This is a genomic window from Rhizobium sp. SYY.PMSO (genome assembly GCF_046840415.1).
Taxonomy (GTDB): domain Bacteria; phylum Pseudomonadota; class Alphaproteobacteria; order Rhizobiales; family Rhizobiaceae; genus Rhizobium.
The window spans coordinates 823,880-841,460 of sequence record NZ_CP177351.1 but is presented as its reverse complement, the minus strand read 5'-3'; the positions used below and the strand labels follow the sequence as shown (position 1 = coordinate 841,460).

Annotated in this window: 11 protein-coding genes and 1 pseudogene; 4 read left to right on the top strand and 8 right to left on the bottom strand. The window is 57.3% G+C overall.

Features of this window, described 5'->3' with window-relative positions:
• Positions 1 to 36: 36 nt before the first annotated feature.
• The 3 genes and pseudogenes from ACJJVH_RS30560 (at position 37) to ACJJVH_RS30550 (ending at position 3,325) form a co-directional block, all read left to right on the top strand.
• Complete coding sequence (locus tag ACJJVH_RS30560) at positions 37 to 891, top strand: ABC transporter substrate-binding protein (RefSeq protein ID WP_412066289.1); 855 nt, start codon at positions 37 to 39, stop codon at positions 889 to 891.
• On the top strand, positions 888 to 2,882 hold the full coding sequence (gene fhuB / locus ACJJVH_RS30555; protein ID WP_412066288.1) for a Fe(3+)-hydroxamate ABC transporter permease FhuB: 1,995 nt from the start codon (positions 888 to 890) through the stop codon (positions 2,880 to 2,882). Before ACJJVH_RS30560 ends, fhuB begins: the two co-directional genes overlap by 4 nt.
• 222 nt (positions 2,883 to 3,104) lie before the next feature.
• A pseudogene (locus tag ACJJVH_RS30550) lies at positions 3,105 to 3,325 on the top strand (cold-shock protein).
• On the opposite strand, the gene ACJJVH_RS30545 reads toward ACJJVH_RS30550, so the two are convergent.
• From ACJJVH_RS30545 to ACJJVH_RS30530, 4 genes are all read right to left on the bottom strand, one after another.
• The gene (locus tag ACJJVH_RS30545) at positions 3,249 to 3,845 is read right to left on the bottom strand and encodes a cation transporter (RefSeq protein ID WP_412066949.1); all 597 of its coding nucleotides are present in this window, start codon (positions 3,843 to 3,845) and stop codon (positions 3,249 to 3,251) included. The pseudogene ACJJVH_RS30550 and the gene ACJJVH_RS30545 sit on opposite strands and share 77 nt — an antisense overlap.
• 162 nt (positions 3,846 to 4,007) lie before the next feature.
• Positions 4,008 to 4,832, bottom strand: coding sequence for an endonuclease/exonuclease/phosphatase family protein (locus tag ACJJVH_RS30540; protein WP_412066287.1), 825 nt, complete (start codon positions 4,830 to 4,832; stop codon positions 4,008 to 4,010).
• Positions 4,829 to 5,368, bottom strand: coding sequence for a Chromate resistance protein ChrB (locus tag ACJJVH_RS30535; RefSeq protein WP_412066286.1), 540 nt, complete (start codon positions 5,366 to 5,368; stop codon positions 4,829 to 4,831). The genes ACJJVH_RS30540 and ACJJVH_RS30535 overlap by 4 nt, the downstream gene beginning before the upstream one ends.
• A 309-nt stretch (positions 5,369 to 5,677) precedes the next feature.
• Positions 5,678 to 6,541 carry a haloalkane dehalogenase gene (locus tag ACJJVH_RS30530; RefSeq protein WP_113452327.1) on the bottom strand — a complete coding sequence of 288 codons (864 nt, stop codon included), beginning with the start codon at positions 6,539 to 6,541 and terminating at the stop codon, positions 5,678 to 5,680.
• Positions 6,542 to 6,612: 71 nt separating this feature from the next.
• On the opposite strand from ACJJVH_RS30530, the gene ACJJVH_RS30525 reads away from it, so the two are divergent.
• Positions 6,613 to 7,080 carry a MarR family winged helix-turn-helix transcriptional regulator gene (locus tag ACJJVH_RS30525; RefSeq protein ID WP_412065902.1) on the top strand — a complete coding sequence of 156 codons (468 nt, stop codon included), beginning with the start codon at positions 6,613 to 6,615 and terminating at the stop codon, positions 7,078 to 7,080.
• 367 nt (positions 7,081 to 7,447) lie between these two features.
• Here ACJJVH_RS30525 and ACJJVH_RS30520 read toward each other — a convergent pair whose 3' ends face one another.
• The 4 genes from ACJJVH_RS30520 to ACJJVH_RS30505 are packed head-to-tail and all read right to left on the bottom strand — an operon-like array spanning position 7,448 to position 17,562.
• Positions 7,448 to 8,800 (bottom strand): hypothetical protein, encoded by a 1,353-nt coding sequence (locus ACJJVH_RS30520; protein WP_412066285.1) that lies wholly within the window; start codon positions 8,798 to 8,800, stop codon positions 7,448 to 7,450.
• The gene (locus ACJJVH_RS30515; RefSeq protein ID WP_412066284.1) at positions 8,797 to 15,072 is read right to left on the bottom strand and encodes a protein kinase domain-containing protein; all 6,276 of its coding nucleotides are present in this window, start codon (positions 15,070 to 15,072) and stop codon (positions 8,797 to 8,799) included. Before ACJJVH_RS30515 ends, ACJJVH_RS30520 begins: the two co-directional genes overlap by 4 nt.
• Complete coding sequence (locus ACJJVH_RS30510; RefSeq protein WP_412066283.1) at positions 15,065 to 15,736, bottom strand: 4Fe-4S single cluster domain-containing protein; 672 nt, start codon at positions 15,734 to 15,736, stop codon at positions 15,065 to 15,067. Before ACJJVH_RS30510 ends, ACJJVH_RS30515 begins: the two co-directional genes overlap by 8 nt.
• Entirely contained in the window at positions 15,733 to 17,562 is a 1,830-nt protein-coding gene (locus ACJJVH_RS30505) for an AAA family ATPase (RefSeq protein WP_412066282.1), read from the bottom strand. The genes ACJJVH_RS30510 and ACJJVH_RS30505 overlap by 4 nt, the downstream gene beginning before the upstream one ends.
• Positions 17,563 to 17,581: the final 19 nt, after the last annotated feature.

The window sequence follows — 17,581 nt, the reverse complement described above, 5'->3', positions numbered from 1 at the left end:
TCAAGCTTCACCAATCGCCGGACGCTCTTGAAGGGAATGTCATTATTGCCCCTCGTCCGCCGGTCGACCTTTGCAACCGGGCTTCAGTCTCCGCGTTTAGCCGCTCCGGACAGGGGAGCGGCTCAAACCGTCTTGGCGCTTGGCTTAGTTCCTTTGGTATCGGTCTCGCGCGAGTTCTTCGATGCCATGGGCACGGAGCCGCCGATGCCTGACGGCGTTGTCGATTGTGGCGATCCTTCCGAGCCAAATCTGGAAGTCATTCGGAAGATGAACGTCGATCTTATCGTTACCTCGACGATCACGGCCGATATCCGCAATGTCTTGGGCCGCGTTGCGGCGGTCCATGCATTGCAGATTTACACTGGCCTGCCCGATACGCTCGAACGGGCTAAGACAGAAACGCTCAAACTCGCCGCAGAGATAGGTCGGACGGAAGCCTGCCAAAACTATCTCAGGGCGCAGGCGAACTTACTTGAACTATCGCATTCAAAATTATCGTCATGGAAGCGGCGGCCTGTCTACCTGATCGGTTTAGCACCCGATGGACGAAACATGACTGTTTACGGCCGCAACAGTCTCATGTGGGACGTCATGATTAGGCTTGGCGTCGAAAACGCTTGGCACGGTGAAACCAATGTGTTCGGCTTCGCAAATGCCGGGATCGAACGGCTGGCCGATCAGCCGGATGCGGCAATTGTTAGCATCGATTATGGTGCAATCACGCAATCTGCTTTTGCGACGTTGGCACAAAGCCCGTTCTGGGTGCGCTTACCAGCCGTTCAAGCACATCGGGTCTACTCCATAAAGCGCTTCGAAGTCTTCGGCGGCCTGCCGGCAGCAACTCAGTTCGCCCCCCTTCTAACTGACGTCCTGCTTTCGACGGCGATATGACCGAGCAAACTGAACAGCGCCACGAAGCACGCAGTCGAGCTGTTGTTTTACTCCTTTTCGCGATGGCGTCCGTCGCGACAGCCTATAATTTGAATAACGAGTTGCCGCTTCAATCTTGGTTCAAGACTATCGCAAACGGTTCTGCCGATAGTTTGGCCCAAGTCGTTTTCCTGTATTCACTTCTGCCGCGTGTCGTGACGTCGCTCCTATGCGGCGCGGCGCTGGGAATTTCCGGCGCTACGTTGCAGCAAATCCTTCAAAATCCCCTAGCGGAACCGACCACGCTTGGGGTCAGTGCGGGAGCGCAATTGGCGCTCTCAATCGTCACTATTTGGTTTCCTTCCCTTCTAGTTTGGGGAACAGAAACCATCGCTTTGGTCGGGGCCGCAGTGGCAACGCTGCTTGTTCTCTTTCTGGCTTTTGATCGCAGGTTTTTGCCCATTCGTCTGATCTTGAGCGGCTTGGTTGTTTCGCTTTATGCGGGAACTTTGATTGCTGTGATTGCTGCCCTACACGGCGATGATATGGGAGCAGTCCTTCTTTGGAGCAGCGGCGTTCTCAATCAAAACGGTTGGGATGGTGTTCGCCAATTGATTCCACAAGTGGGTGCTTGCACCATTGCGATCCTGCTTCTCGCGCGCCCGCTTTCAATTGCGACCTTGGGCGATGAGCGGGCGTTGGCGCTGGGCGTGCCGATTGGCTTTATTCGTATATCGGCATTGATCCCGGCAATTGCCCTGGGAGCCTCCGTGATCAGTGCCGTGGGCGTCATCGGCTTTGTTGGGATCGGCGCACCGGCGCTCGCTCGTGGCGCGGGCAATCGACGGATGCATGGCTTGATCATCAGTTCGGCACTGCTGGGAGCGCTTCTATTGTGGAGTTCTGATCAGTTCGTCATCGTCATCGGCGCATTCGGAACGATGCTTCCGACAGGAGCGGTAACCGCATTGCTCGGTGCTCCAGTACTATTATGGTTGATGGGAAAAAGCTACGGGAACATTTATTCACTTGAGTCGGAGAGCAATGAACGAAAAAGGCATCCGCGTATGCTGTTCGTTGGGATGTTTATTTTAACAGCTCTTGCATTGCTATTGGCGATGGCAGTTTCGAATTCCGGGCGGCGGTGGAGCGTCGACGCGTGGACAACCATGGAGATGATGTGGGCTCTGCGTCTGCCCAGAATTATTGCTGCAGGTTCCGCTGGCGCTATGCTTGCAATGGCCGGATCGATTTTACAACGTGTCAGTGGAAATCCGATGGCAAGTCCGGAGGTCATGGGCATATCCTCCGCCGCTTCTCTAGGAGCTGTTTTCTTTCTTATGTTTGTTGGCGATCCATCGCGACTGGGAATTTTAACAGCCTCGTCGAGTAGTGCCGCGCTCGCTTTGCTTCTGATGCTCGTCATAACGTTTCGCAACGGTGCGGCGTCGGAGCGACTGCTGCTTGTCGGGATGTCGATCGCGTCATCCACCAGCGCAGCGACGGCACTTTTACTTGCGAGTGGAAACCCAAGACTGAGTCAGGCGCTCGCACTGCTTTCCGGGTCGACCTACAGGGTTACAAACATCGACGCAGGTATGGCCTTCTTCTTCTTATTGGCATCGGGCATCGTTCTGTTTCATCTGACGCGATGGCTGACCATTTTGCCGTTGGGGCAAGCGGTCAGCGTCGGGCTTGGCATTTCGATTAGGCCGGCGAGAATTTTTCTAATCATCATAGCAGCGATCTGTACGGGAGCCGCGACGCTAGTCGTAGGGCCGCTCAGTTTCGCAGGCCTTCTAGCGCCGCACCTGGCACGACGAATTGGTCTTGCAAGAGCCGGTCATCAACTCATAGGTGCAGCAATTATTGGATCGCTTATATTGATTGTCGCGGACTGGCTTGGGCGCAATTTGCTGTTTCCGTATCAAATTCCGGCTGGCCTATTGGGAAGCTTGGTCGGTGGACCGTATTTATTGGTAGCAGTTTATCGAGGCACGCGCTCGCGATGATCTTCCGCTGACAGAGGGATCGCAAAAGCTGATAACTGATCCATAGGTATGGTTAGATTCCAAACGCCAAAAGCTCAGCTTAGGAGATTATGTTCGAGGATTTGACGCATGCAAGCATTACTCGTTAATTAGCCATAAAATGCCGAGGTACATACATCTTTAAGTTTGCAAAGAGAATTTAAGACTTGTGATTACCCAGCGAGAACGGCGGTTCGATTCCCAATTCATATTCACCAAGGCTTCGGTTTCAACCAGCACGATTACGGTGGCGCCGATGCGTTTGTGCGCATTTCCCTGTCGAACGCGCTGGAATGCGCGATCTCGCCGAAGGCCAGAAGATCGGTTACGAGCTGGACCGCGACAACTTCAAGCTTCGGCCTTGGCAAGCCGATGTTCCTCGCGCGCGGCGGTCCAGACGGCGCGGGCGGCGTCGAGGTTCATGAAGGCGATGCCGAAACCGACGATCACGTCCGGCCAGACGGAATGCAGGTAAAGCGTGACGACGCCAGCAATAATGATCGCTACGTTTGCAAGCGCGTCGTTGCGCGCCGAGAGAAAGGCGGTCTTGGCGAGGCTCCCGCCGTGGTGGCGATGGCTCGCGATGAGAAAGGCCGACACGAGATTGATGACGAGCGCGCCGATACCTGTAACGGCGAGCGGGACGGCTTCGGGCGGGACCGGTGCGTTGAACTTCTGCCAGAGCGTCCACAGGAAGGCGAGCGCCGGGGCGAGCAGGATGGCCGACAGCACCATGCCGACCTGCGCCCGGCGCGTGGCGCTCCATCCAAGAGCGGCGACGATCAGGAAGTTGACGGCCGCGTCCTCGAAGAAATCGGCGCTATCGGCAAACAGCGCGACGGAGCCGATCGACAGGGCGATGGCAAACTCGATGCCGAAATAGGCGAGGTTCAGAAGTGCGACGATCAGGACAGCCTGTCGCAGGCCGGAGCTTTCAGCGGTCATGGATTCGCCCTCGGATTTGTGCAGCGGGGCCGGAGATTGGTTTTCCTCGAAAGCCCATGCGTCATCGTTTCTGTCGGCGGCTTCCCCCCGGTAATAGGCCCGGACATGGTTTCGGCCGACGCGATCGACCAGTTGCGGAAGCCACATGATGAGGCCTCCCGTTCATGCCGGAACCTCGAACGTGGCGACGACCGGATAGTGATCGGAAGCGGCGTCCGTTTCAGGGGTGCGGATCACTTCATAGCGGCTCGCGCCGGCGGCGAGCGCGGCGGTCGCCAGCACATAGTCGCAGCGCATGGTCGCGAACTCGGTGCCGGCGAAAGCGGCCGCTGGCACGGTCGGCGTCACTGCCTTGACGAGCGCATGGCCTATGTCGATCCACCCGGCCGCTTCCAGATGAGTGAGAACGCTTCGATCGGTCCCCTTGAGGTCCTCGGCCAGATAGCGGGCGCGATGGTGCGCCGGCAGCACGTCGAAGCCTTCCGGTTCGGGATCGTGTGGCGAGGCGGAATTGAAATCGCCGGTCAGCAGGGCATAGGAGTCCGCAGCGGCCTGTACGGCGAGATAGGCCGCTTCGCGCCGCCTCACGGCCGGGCCATTCGGGCACAGATGCGCGCTGATGAGCGTCAGCGGCTGGCCCGATCCGGGGAGCGCGACCTTGAGCGTTGCCAAGGCATGATGGAAGTTTGCCCCGTCCATCTCGAATGAGAGCGGCCGCAGCGGCTCGCGGATGAAGATCGCGACGTTCTGCCCGGTGCGCGTCGCAACGGCGAGAAAGCCGCGCATTCCGATCTGCGATTCCAGCGCGTGCAGCAGCGCGCCGCCGCCAGCGTCAAAACCCTTGGCCTCCTGCATCAGGAAGACATCGGGCCTGATCTGCGAAATCACATTGATCTGCGTTTGCGCTCGGCGATCGTCCGCGCCGTCCCGACCAGCAAAGAGGGTGTTCCAGGTCAGGATGGTCAGCGTCATGGCAGCGCCCTTCATTTGTTTTCGTCGTGGGCGTCGAAGACGCGCTTGGCGTAGGCGTCGAGCAGGGTTTCGCAGCCCTTCAGCCGCTCGGTGGCCTCGCTGGCGAGCGCCGCGCCGTAGAAATCGAGCTTCCTGATCTTGTCGAACCAGCCCTGGAGCTTTTTCAGATCGACGTCGTTTTCTTCCAGCTCGGCATAAGTGAAATGCTCGGCCGCGGTCTCCTTGGCGATCTCGGCTTCGAAATCGGCACACTTGCCCAAAAACTCGCGATATTCTTCATCGCGATCGGTCTTGAAGCGAGATAAGACCTTTTCCTCTTGCGCCCGGTCTAACGGTCCTGTTTCGAGCAATACCGCCTCACCACCCATTTCCAAGGCGTCGTTCTCCAGCATTTTCAGCCGCCGCAGATGGTCGTCGGTCTTCGGCAACAGGCAGACCCCGTTTTGAAGATAGACGGCACCCATGCCTTTCAGCTTGCGCCAGAGCGCGATGCGCTTGGCGGCCGGTTCGGAGGGAACTTTATAGGTGAGAAGAATCCATGTGTTCAACATGCCGCTATATAAATGTTACGGCTGTTACAAGTCAATCGTTCATTTATGGTGAAGACTAACGACGCCGCAAACCAACAAAGGAGTCAGCTCTTCGACAGGGGGTAATTCCTCGGTTCGCTTCGTAGTAGCCGTATGCGGGAATTCCGCAAATGCGGATCCAGGCGGGACACTCAGCAATGAGCGCCCTACCGCGAACCCTAGGCGACAAGGCAGCTTTCATGCGATTTTGATATGGACCGGTTTCGTCCCATAATAGCTGTTGGATAGTCTCCTTGCAGATGGCCAAATGTGATCGCATCCTTACATGCTTCAACGTAGCTTATGACGGTCCGCCCATGCGGCGATGGCCTTGCCGATGATCTCCGGCTGATCTTCCGGGCAGATGTGGGCAGCCGGTCCGCATGCCTCTACCTCCAGGGCCGAGATGTTCTCCCGCGCCCAACCTGACATTTCCGGTCCGATCATGAGGGTTCCATCTGAATTGTCGAAGACCAGCAGCAATTTGGGGATTTCCGGCGAATTCGCCAACCAGGTGCCGTAGCCTTCGATGCGTCTCACCGTATCGCCGGGTTCGCCCTCTATCGGCATTTCTCTCGGCCAGGCCAGCAGGGGACGCCTGCTTTCTCGCGTGGGATAAGGCTGCCGGTAAATATCGTGATCCTCGGCGCTCAGGCCGGACCGAATGGTTACCTTGAGCGCTTGCTCGATAAAGAAGTTCTCATCAAGGACCTTGGCCTCGCCCATGCCTGCCGTGCGGATCAACTCGTATCGGTGCCGATGCTGGTCGGGAAAATCATTCCAAGTCATCGGACGCAGGATCGTCTCCATGAGGACTATGCCCCGGACACGTTCCGGATGGTGAGCTGCCCAGTCCATGGCGAGCGCGCCGCCCCAATCGTGGCCGATGAGGATCACTCGGTCGAGCGCCAACTTTTCAAACCAGGCGTCGAGATATTCGGCATGATCGGAGAAGCGGTAGGCGATCTCCGGCTTTCCGGAGTGACCCATGCCAATGAGGTCGGGAGCGAGGCTGCGGGCAGGTGAGCCGACATGCGGAATGACGTTTCGCCAGACATGGGACGACGTCGGATTGCCGTGTAGAAATACGAATGGGCTTCCGGTCCCGGTGTCGCGGTAGAAGATTGTGGAATTGAGAACTTGCAGCGAAGGCATGGCTTAATTCCCTGAGTTGGATTTAGTAAGGTACCTGTCTATCTAAACTAAATAGACAGGTACCTGTCAATATGTCTCCAGAGCCTATTCCTGCCCCATATTCGCTCGGCGTCCTGTTGCGGCTTGCTCACCAGCATTTTGCGTCGGCAGTCGATGAGGTGCTGCACCAATGCGGTTTCGGCGACATTCGCCCACATCACGCCAATGTCTTCAGCTTCGTGCCGAACGAAGGGATTCAGGTGTCTGAACTGACTGTGAAGGCGGGCGTGCGCAAGCAATCGATGGCGCAGGCCGTGGAGGAACTGGAGAAACTAGGCTATGTCGAGCGGCGGCGGCATCCAACCGACAAGCGAGCACGCCTGGTTTTCCTTACGGAACGTGGAAAGCAGATACGTCCGCTCGCGATGGCCACCGGCAAGCGCGTCGAAGAACAGTGGGCACAGCTCCTCGGCGAAAGGGACCTGGAGGTTTTGCGTTCTGCTCTGCAGGTGCTGCTCGGCAAGCTGCAAGGTAAGGATGTGGGATCCCAGAGCCGATGACTGGAACTGAATGGCCTGAGGGATGCGCTTTCCCGCGCACCGAGATCTATCGGTGGGATGCCGACTTGTCGGTCAAGCACCTGACGGTGTTTGATCGGTTCAAGGTCGGCTGAGAAGGCGCAGGCGGTCTGCTGTGGGACAATCGATAGTCGTGATTTTTGCAATCGGCCCCATAGCTCTCGGCTCGAGCCAATCTGACTTGGGCCACTCTCCAGTATGCGGCCGGATCTGTCGTCTTGGCGTTTGGATGAGGGATAGGTCGTTGGCTATTGGTTGAGCGTCTGTTTTGAACGTCAGAACAGGATCGAAATGAGGTTGCAGCTCATTGCCAGACTGCGCCAAGCCTAATCGCCGAAGCGAAATCTACTTATCTCCTCGACTGCTCTGATAGTCGATGGTCTGCGGCGTTATAACGCCTTTCCCGTTCATCATCGACCACTATGGTTTTCACCGGCGTAGCCCCAACGCCGAGTGCCTTGATGACGGCGAACTCTGTTCCGGTTGACGCAAGCCTTGACCGCAGTTGCGCAATGTCATCACAGAATTTCGTCTCCGCCTTCACGTCGTTCGCCGTGTCATGTGGAGAAGCCGTGTTAGTAAACGCAACAGCGCGCATCTGAAGGGCCGCTTGCGGATTGCCGCCGAGCTCTACTCCAGTGTCGGGATCAGCGGCACGCTTCAGGACGATACGGCCGTTTTCGACCCATGCAGTCTCCATGCCCTCTTTAATTTCATATCCGAGCTCAGCCAGTCCGGACAGAAGAATCCTCCGCCGGTCAAGTTCGGCCTTCTCCTTCCTCAGCATTTCCAAGAGTGAAGATGAGGAATCGACCATCGTTCTAAGTTCACTGGACAAAAGATCGCTTGTCTCTAGGCTATCGATTGCTTCTAGCCGCTGAGCTGCAGCCTGGTCATCCAACAGCGCAAGCTGTGCCTTTAGGGAGGCGAGTTCAGTCATCAAGCTCAAACGATCTTTAGCTTCGCGTTTGGCTGCCACCACGTCGATGGTCAGGCTGTCGATTAGTAGCGATTGCCTTGATGCCGGCTCATCCGGTAACAATCGCACGCGTTCTTCGAACACAAACGCTGATTGCGGATCGAGAGCTTTCAACTCATAAAGCTGACGTTCCAAAGCGGAAAGCTTGGGATCACTCTCTTCCACCTGGTTCTGTAGCCACGTTGCGCGAGAGGTCCGTTCCTCACCTTCGGAGAGAACAGACGCGAGCTCCTTCTGGCGCTCCGAAAGCTCGGAGGAAACCTGCGACTCCGAAATCGTCACCATCGCCTTCGAAATCGCCGCTTCGATTTCCTGCGAGGAGTAGCGAGCGGGATTGGAAAGCTCCGGTGGAATTGGCGTTTGTCTTTCGCCCAACGCCCGGGATATCGTCACAGCCGCCGCGCGAAGCCGCTTTTCCTTCGTCTGTTCCGATGTTTTCGCATCTGCCATCTTTTGCAGACGATCCTCAACGTCGGCAGTCAGAAAAGCGATTTCCGCCGGCACGCGTTTTTGTAGATCCGCAAACTTGCCAGCCGAAAGCAACTGCTCCATTGCAACGATCCGCGCTTGTACTGCGGCAATATCTCCTTCGGTTATGAGATCGTTTCGCTTGCCGACCCGCTCCCATTGGCCGGCTGCTGCCTTCAGCGCCGCTATATGGCCCCGGCAGATATCGATCAGTTCTTCGCGTGTGACGATCTTGACGATTTTCGGTCCACTCATTCCGCAGCCTCCTTGTACAGCGCAGCTTCAACAGCGCTCCTAAGGTGCTGTCGCTCTTCATCCGGATTATGATACCAGCCATGCGAAGAAACGCGGTGGATGTTGGGGATCGACCTCTTCAGGATACTTGGTCGCCAGATTTCGCGCGCACGGGCGTTGTCGAGGATCTTGTGGCGCGGGGCGTCGCACTCGATACCGAGTCCATAAAGCCCGGTCCGCGGATCCTCGATTGCGAAGTCGAGTCCGAACGCGCTGCCGTCGTTGACGTGATGAGGCTCGACACTCAAGCTGGAGAGGTATTCGAACACCGAGTTCGAGAACCCGTCGAGAGAGTGTTCTCCGCGATACTGTGCCGCTGACCGCTCGGTTACCAGACGGTCTAGGAGCGTGCGTCCAGTTGTCAAGTCGCCTTCGGACATCGTTCGCGCGTATTCGAGATATCCTTGGAGGTAGTCCCGCGGAACGATTGGCTTTCGCCGACTGGACAACATGTCCGACACCAGCTCGATGGGCATGGACGTCACCATGATGACTTTCGTTCGAGCACGTGTAACGGCAACGTTCAAACGGCGTTCGCCACCTTTCTGTCCCAGCACGCCGAAATTCCGGCGGAAGCTGCCCTGAGCGTTGCGGCCGAAGGTCGAGGAGAAGATGACCACGTCGCGTTCATCACCCTGAACGTTTTCAACATTCTTCACGAAGAAGCCAACGTCTTCCCCGCCCTCGACACGCTCCCGCTCGCGAGCGAGCGTCGTCCTGAATTGCTCGTTGCGCTGGGCTCTAGTTTCAAGGACCTCGTCAATCAGGTCTGCTTGCTTGCGATTGAAGGTCACGACACCGACGGTGGGCTTGCGGCCGTCGGTTTTCCAGAGGTCGGCCAACACGTCTACGACCTTCTCCGCCTCGATTTCGTTCTTCTGATCCGCGTAAATGCCATCTGCGCGGATCACTTCTATTGGTCTGGCGCGCCGAATCTCGTCGTCGGGATGACGAACAGGAACGCTCAGGCGGTTTGCATAGAACGAAGCGTTAGAGAAGCCGATCAGCTCGCGGTAGGCGGAGCGGTAGTGGATTTGCAGCGTCGTGGTCGGCATCACGGACTTCGCCAGTTGTAAAAGATCGGGGCAATCCTTGATCTCGCGACGGTTCCATGTGTCGTTGTAGGTCTCGCGCTCTACTTCTGTCGCATCTTCATCCAGCTCTTCGCCATCGAACACGTCGGCTTCATCGTTTTCGACTTTGCTGGAGAAGAAGGCCGTCGGAGGCATCTGCTTTTCGTCACCGCTAACAATTGCGATCTTGCCGCGGAACAGAGTGGGCAATGCGTATTCGACGGGCATCTGTGATGCTTCGTCGTAGATGACGATATCGAACATGCCCTTTCTGAGCGGCAGCACGCGGCTTGCAACGTCCGGATTCATCAGCCAGACAGGTCGAAGTTCCATCAGCCCCAAATCAGGACCCTTTTCGAGGAACTCGCGCAGGCGCTGGGCCCTCTGCCCCCGGAGCCGGGTAATCGGTTCCCATTCACGCTCGGATGCGATTCTCGACCTGTCGACGCCGTGAGCCAGCATTTGCTTGTTCGCTCGCCGCATCGCGCGTTCGCTTTCAGCAACTGTACGAATCTTCGATTGCAATTCTGACGTATCATAGAGAAGTTGTGGGAATTCGCTTTCAAGCTTCGTCTTCCAGGCCAATCGTGCCTCGCGATTGACGATCTTCCTGACTGCGTCCTCGAGTCTATGTGTTGGGATCGCTTCCAAGTCATTCTCCTTGGTGCGAAGCACACCGAAGATCTCGATGGCCTCGGCGGGGAGGGCATTAAGCCGGATGCGGAAACGCTGAAAAGGTTCCAGCGTCACAAGCGCACCAAATATCGCGCCAATCGCGGTATCGTTGCCCTCGTCATCGTCAATCGCCCGAAGTCTAGCCTCGACCCAGCCAGGTTCGAACCATTGGTCGGCGTTCGACAGCGATGCGCGGCTGAATTGCTTGGCTTCATAACGTTCGAACGCCTGCTCGGCACTGTCGCGTAGCTGCTCGTATTGCGCCAGTGTGGCTTTTGCGACGACCTGTCCCATGGCGTCGGTCGACGGAAACGCGAATGCCGCATCCGCAAGTATCTGTGTCTTTTCGAGAGCGGCGTGGCGGTCGTCGGCTACGCGCGCAAGTGCATCCCAAGACATCTCGCGGTTAACCAGCTTGCCTTCGCCCAATCCCTCGATCGTCGTAATGAGAGCTTCGCGGAGCGGCCGCAATTGCAGCTCCCATTCTCCAGCTCTGAGCAGATCCGCGGGCGTCGTTCCTCCGAGACCTAACTCGGCCGTCCGGGCCTTGAGTCGTTTGGCCCGAAGCCAGCGAAACGGGTTCAGCTTTCCAAGCCCCATTGGTGGGGTCGTAACGATCCTTGCCAGTTCGACATCCGCCTGAAGGGTGCCATTGTCCAGAACGATCATCTGGCGACGAACATTCTCAGCCGGAGAGCTGCCGCTCAGCGAACGCAAGCGAACAGCCAATTCGGAAAGTACGCTGGCGATTTCAAGGGCTTTGCTTCCAGTGGCCGCCCGTCCGCAGAAACGAAGCCAGCGAGCTAGGTCATGTCTTTCTCTGTCTTCCAGATGCCGGAACTCAGCATCATGCCGCTCGAACCACAGACGGTAGGGTTCGGGGTCCTTCATTGCCAGGGCATGATCAGTCCTGGTGAGGACGGCCAAGCGTTCGGTCTCACGGTCGACAAACGCTATGAAATCTCCACGGAACGCGGACATGTTCGCTTCGTCCGGATTGAAGATCTTGAGCGACGCCAATGCATTGCCCTCGAATTTTGACGGCAACCAGAAGCGCGCCTGGGGCGCGCAAGCTTCGGCCAGAGCCGCGACCGATCCCGGCTCCAATCGTCCCAAAAGCCGGCGCAATGCGGGGACATCCAACGGAATTCCCGAAGCTTCAAGTTCGATCAGTTCCCCAAGCAGTTCGCGGTACGATAACCCGGTGGTTTCGTCGATACGATGGAGCGCCTCATGATGGACATTGAGATCCTTTTCGATCGCTTCGATGCGCATAGCAAGGTTTTGGCGGTCTCTCCGCCAGCCCTGTGCTCCGGCCGCGCTGTTCTGCACAGCCAATTGGTCACGGATGGCCGTAATAATCGGTTCGCGATCGCGGTTGGTGTCGGTGATCATGAAGATACGGTCTTCGAGGCCTTCGGCCTCCAGACGCTTCTTGACGACCTCGAGCGCCGCCTGTTTCTGGCAGACGACAAGGAGGCTCTTCTTTCGCCCGATGGCATCAGCGACCATGTTGACAATCGTCTGGCTCTTTCCCGTACCCGGCGGCCCTTGAATGACAAGACCCGGTGCGTTTCTCGCCTCTAACACCGCGGCTTCCTGCGACGGATCGCTCGCCACGGTGAAGTAGCGATCGAGTTCCGGAACTTTCATAGCCTCCGGTGCCTTCGGTTCGATCTCCGTAACCTTCAGAGCGGTTTCAAGCCCGCTGTCTCCCAGTTGCTTGCCCTTCAGAGCCCGCAGGTCTTCGACAATGGCTTGCCCCATGTATGCGAGGTGGAAGAAAACTGCGGCGCAGACGATCTTCGGTCGACCGACATCCACCACGGTGTCTTTCCCGGGGAGCGGCCCGAGCTGGCGGCCGCCGAGTTCAGCCAACCCGCCGAAGCCGTCAACCACGTCGGCGGCCGTAAGCGTTGAACGACCGAGTAGATCGTTCGCTGCTTCCTGCCAACGTCGTGTCGCGTCAATACCGAACATGCCTTCGAATGCGGGATTGAGGCGCACCTCCTCGCGATCCCGATCAAACCCGATCGACGCGTGTCCACGGTTGCCGACCTCGGGAATAATCTTGATCGGCCATAGCAGGATCGGGGCAATTCGGGTCCGTGTCCGGTCCTCACGATGCAGCAGGAAAGGAAAGCCGAGATACATTCCGTCGATGCCCGTATCTCGTTTGTATAACGTGGAGTGGGCATGGAGGCTCCGCATCCGGCGCTCAAGCGTATCCGACACTCCGATCGCAGCGGGATCGAGGGTCTGTGTCTGATCGGTTCGAGCAAGGATGTGGTCAAGAAGGGCAGGGGACGGGCGGCGCTCTGTGCCCAGTTCCATGACATCGACACGTGGCGTCGTTTTGCCGATCGTCATTTTAGTTAAAGGGCCGCGGAGGATGCTACCGGAGATCTTCTTTGAGAAGTATTCGAGCAACGTCGACACATATGACTGCTTTGGCGGCTCCAACCAATGTTCGGTGGGTACCGAAAGCAACACTAGCGATCGGTCGAGGCTTATCCTGCGATCCAGACGGAATTGGTCCGCCCATTCGTCGACCCGTTCAATGCCACAGCGCGAGAAGCCGTTGAGACGCTCATCGATCATTGCATGGAGATCGCGCCGGGCGTGCTGAAGGAAATGGCGTACATCCTCGCGATCGAAAAAATATACTCCGGCGCGATCAGCCGTTTTGGCCGCTTCATCGAGGATTTCGTCAATCGACCGGAATTGGCTCACTTCCGCCGACAGAAGGAGAATAAAGTCTTCTTCCGTTGTTTGACGCCGTTCGGTCAGGGAGTTGAGGCCTGGATGATCCGTGTCTGGGAAGATGCGTCTTCGTTCAGCCCAGAGCGCCGCCAATCTAGCTTTCGAGGTCGACAGCAGATGGATCTGCAGATCTTCCTCGTTCAACTGAATCGAAAACTGCTTTGCCTTCTCCCGGACCGAAAGCCCTCGCTGCTTCATCCTCTGAAGCCATTCTTCTGCACCCAGTCGGTGTAAGAACTCGGTCGCGGGACCGAAGATCAGCTCTGTGCCTTCCACCGGATGGTCGAGCAACCAACCAGGGGTGACGATATTCCCCTTGACGATCAGCGGCATGGCGGGATGCAGGATTTTCAACGCAAGCGAAAGCTTGAGGTCGTCCATCAGGCCTTCCGTGTGGGAAAGGCGACGGATGGCAGCCTGTGTCAAGCTATCGAGACCTGCGTCTTCAACCCATGCTGCGACACTTCCACGGGAGACTTGGTTTCGGGCCTCGTCCCAGTTCCCGGGTTCGGCGGCCGCCAAGGCATAGCTTGATGGCTTGCGGAACTCCTTGCCCCCGAGAGAAATCGCGGCGCGGCTATCTAGCTCTGCTGTTTGTTGTCGCGTGTCGGATACCGGGACCTCTTCGCCGTCGTACCAAGCCCTGACCTCGCGCCACTGCCAGCGGTCGCGGTGATCCCGCGTCAGCAATCCTCGCAGCAACGTCGCTATCGTTGGCGGAATATCCGCCGGAATCTCAACACCGTTGGTGATAATGTGGATCAGCAGGGCATGTGAATTTATACCCTCGAAGCATTTCCCGGCGGTAGCGATCTCGAGGACAATCATGCCCAAACTCCACCAGTCGGAAGCCGCCGAAACTCCGCCCGCAATGGCTTCGGGAGCCATGTAGCGTGTGGTTTCCAGGGGGGCGACGATGTCCAGATCGTAGTCTGAAAGTCGGGCTGACCCGAAGCCGCTGATCACGAGATCCAGTGGTTCCGCCGTTCGGATCAGAATGTTGGATGGGCGAATGTCACGGTGGCGCAAGCCTGCCTGAGAGAACGAGCCGAGCGCTTTCCCGATCTCGAATGTGATGGTGCGCAAGATCTGCGGGTCAGCAGATTTCGATGCGAGATGCTCAAGTGTCCCGCCGGTGATCTCTTCGCTGATTTCGTATGCCCGGTCGTTCCAGCGACCAATCTCGAAAATTTCCGGCAGGTGATCGAGCGGCATATTGCGGATTGCGTCGTAAACGGCGGTGTCCGGTTCCGCTCCATCCGCGTAAAGCGTCAGGACGCCTCGTTGTTCGCTAATGGGATTCGTCGCGATAAATCTCTCGCGGACGGAGCTCGACGAAGTGATCCGTGATTCAACGGTCCATCCGCCTATTTCGGTCGGAACCGATGCTGAGACTGGGCTCGTGTCAGCGGCAGGCTCGGGGACAACCGTGAGAGGGGCGTTGCTGTCAATTTCGATCTCTGCCCCGCAGGTCATGCAGAGAAGATCGCCTTCTTCTACAGCGTGGCCATTGGGGCAGGTCCTTGCATGTGCAACCGGCGCGCTGGTAGTTATTGAAGCGGATGACGCGACATTGACAGGCTGGGCGCTCCCGGTTCCCGGCTCACGAATTGCCACAGACGTCAGGTCCCAGTTACAGGTCTTTCCATCGGCCAGGACATTTTCGCAGAAGAATTCACTCAGCGGACGCTCGGTATTGCAGTTTGGACAAAGTCTAATCATGGGGCTTGCCTCGACGTGCTCGGCTTGTGGAGCGGTCTTGCGTAGTGAGGACCGTGTGATGTTGGTTCGATAGATGGCTCGACAGCTTTTCGAAGTCTCCCCGCGCCGGGATTCCTGCCATCCAGACCGTGCCGTCGGCATCCATCATAAGATCAAATTTCTTCTCGCCGGATTGGACAGCCCGATCATACGCGGCAAACCGCGTTTCGCCGAGCGCGGTTAGTCGATGAAGTCTCTGGTTGTCGCTACCTCTCAGGGCCTTCGTCTGAGGGGTGTCGACCAAATATGGATCGGAGATCAGCGCATCCACCAGACCATTTATTCTCTCAAGATGAGGTACGAGCTTTTCTATTGGGTAGCCCGAAAACACCAGGATGTCCGCTTCAGAGCGATGACGAAAAGCCTGCAAGAGTTCGGTTAGCGCATTCGGTTGATCAAATGGCTCGCCGCCCGAAACGGTGAGGCCTTCAGCGTTGGGCAGCCATTGATCCATTACATCGATGACGGCTTCCACGCTCGTTGTCTCCCGACGTACAGCCCAGGTGTCTGCCGAAATGCAGCCGGGACATCGTATCGAACATCCCTGGAACCAGATGCCGATACGGTTGCCTGGACCAAGGGTCGTGATCGGAAAATGTAGCCGTGATAGCGCGATCGGAGTCATGACGTGGGTTTCTCGGTGATCTCCAGCGCGATCAGCGGTTCAATCCGTGCCGCGCTAACGACGAAGGCACCTTCCGTCTTGCCGGAGTCAAAGAGCGCTCTTGACAGTGGGTTGGCAAGGTAAGCTTCGACCTTATTCCGGATGCCACGGCCGCCGTTTGACAGGTCTGATAGGCAATGTTCGCGAAGATCGGCTTCGGCGGAAGACGAGAGCGAGACGTCGTATCCAATTGTTCGCGTTTGATCGAGCAGTCCCCGGACGATCTGGGCAAAAATCTGCTCGGCGATAGGTCTGCGGATGAAATCGAAGACAATGATGTTCTCGCCCATTCGATTTAGGATCTCGGGACGATTCAAGACGAGCTTAAAGTGCCGATCGATCTCTTCGCGTACCTTGGTTTCCACGTCCGGATGGTCATCGCTCGGTGTCACGTTTGGAATTCTGGCTCCTGAGGCATCAATCCGATAGATCCCGAGGTTCGAAGTAAACAGGATGATTGCTTCGGAGAAATAGACGCGATCCCCGCGACCCGATGTCAGGACGCCATCGTCGAGGATTTGTAGAAACTTATCGAGAATCCGTGGATGAGCTTTCTCGATTTCGTCGAAGAGCACAACACTGAAGGGCTTTTCCCGGATCGCGTTCGTAAGTTCGCCGCCTGCGTCGTAGCCCACGTATCCGGGGGGCGCTCCGATCAGCCGCTGGTCAGCATGTTCGGCGCTGAATTCGGACATGTCGAACCGGATATAAGCGGACTCGTCTCCAAACAGGAGGCTCGTGATTGTTTTCGCCAGCTCCGTCTTTCCGACGCCCGTGGGCCCAGCGAGGAACGCGACGCCTCGTGGCCGTCCGTTGGAAGAGGACCTACCAACGCCCGTGACTGCCCGCTTGATAATATCGAGCATATGGACGACAGCATGGCGCTGGCCTTTAACGCGTGAACGGATGAACTCTTCAGCTCCCGCGATCCGGCCACGATCGATTCTCCGCCATGGGTCATCGGTGACGCCGACCTTATAGCGGCGGATGGCGTCCGCGATCCGCCTGATGGAAAGATTGTCGTTCCGGCCCAACTGAGCGATCGCGTTCATGTCAGACAGAAGCAGCCCGTCGGTTAGGTTCACAAAGGTATTGACAGCCTTGTCGAAATCCTCCGCGGAGACCTCACGGGCATCCGGTAGTCCGCGGAGAATGCTCGGAGCGATGGATTTTCGGACAAGGCTGTCCGGAGTAGCAATCGGGATGTGCCGGATCCTTGGGTTTGCGACCATGAACCAATCTGGTAGGTCGGATTCCTTGTCCGCGATCCAGATGACGGTGTTATAAAACGGTCTTCGGCTATCACCTGAAGGTCTGGTTTTCGCGTTCGATGAGCAGATTTGTGCTCGTGTAAACAAAGCCTGTTCTGCGGCGAGAAGGGCGTCGCTCCGATTGACCAGCCTTGAAGCAAAGTCAACGATCAGCGCGGCGGGCTCGCCCTTTGCATCGATAAACGCGGGAAGGATCGCGGCAAGACTCTCAAGTCCGAGGCCGCCATCCGGTTGGTTCGGGATGCCGAGCCTTCCCAATACTGTCGCAACGTCAACGCCGGGGATCGGAGAGGCCAGACTGAAACCCGACATCGGTGTGAAAACGATAACGTCCCCATAGCCCTCCGCACGTAATTGGCTGTCCAGGCAGTGAAGGAGAGGGATCGCGGCGACCGTCCCTGGTTGTAATTCGTATGCCTGCAGATCCCGTACGTTTCCCGTAAGAACGAATTGGCTTTTAAGCGACAAAAACCGGGACAGGTCTCGCAGCCAACGGGATTTCGATGTATTGGTCAATGTGCCCTCCGTCGTAGAC

Coding starts and splice junctions, on each gene's coding strand:
- ACJJVH_RS30560 (WP_412066289.1), top strand. CDS start 37: ATGTCATTATTGCCCCTCGTCCGCCGGTCGACCTTTGCAACCGGGCTT.
- fhuB (WP_412066288.1), top strand. CDS start 888: ATGACCGAGCAAACTGAACAGCGCCACGAAGCACGCAGTCGAGCTGTT.
- ACJJVH_RS30545 (WP_412066949.1), bottom strand. CDS start 3,845: ATGACCGCTGAAAGCTCCGGCCTGCGACAGGCTGTCCTGATCGTCGCA.
- ACJJVH_RS30540 (WP_412066287.1), bottom strand. CDS start 4,832: ATGAAGGGCGCTGCCATGACGCTGACCATCCTGACCTGGAACACCCTC.
- ACJJVH_RS30535 (WP_412066286.1), bottom strand. CDS start 5,368: ATGTTGAACACATGGATTCTTCTCACCTATAAAGTTCCCTCCGAACCG.
- ACJJVH_RS30530 (WP_113452327.1), bottom strand. CDS start 6,541: ATGCCTTCGCTGCAAGTTCTCAATTCCACAATCTTCTACCGCGACACC.
- ACJJVH_RS30525 (WP_412065902.1), top strand. CDS start 6,613: ATGTCTCCAGAGCCTATTCCTGCCCCATATTCGCTCGGCGTCCTGTTG.
- ACJJVH_RS30520 (WP_412066285.1), bottom strand. CDS start 8,800: ATGAGTGGACCGAAAATCGTCAAGATCGTCACACGCGAAGAACTGATC.
- ACJJVH_RS30515 (WP_412066284.1), bottom strand. CDS start 15,072: ATGATTAGACTTTGTCCAAACTGCAATACCGAGCGTCCGCTGAGTGAA.
- ACJJVH_RS30510 (WP_412066283.1), bottom strand. CDS start 15,736: ATGACTCCGATCGCGCTATCACGGCTACATTTTCCGATCACGACCCTT.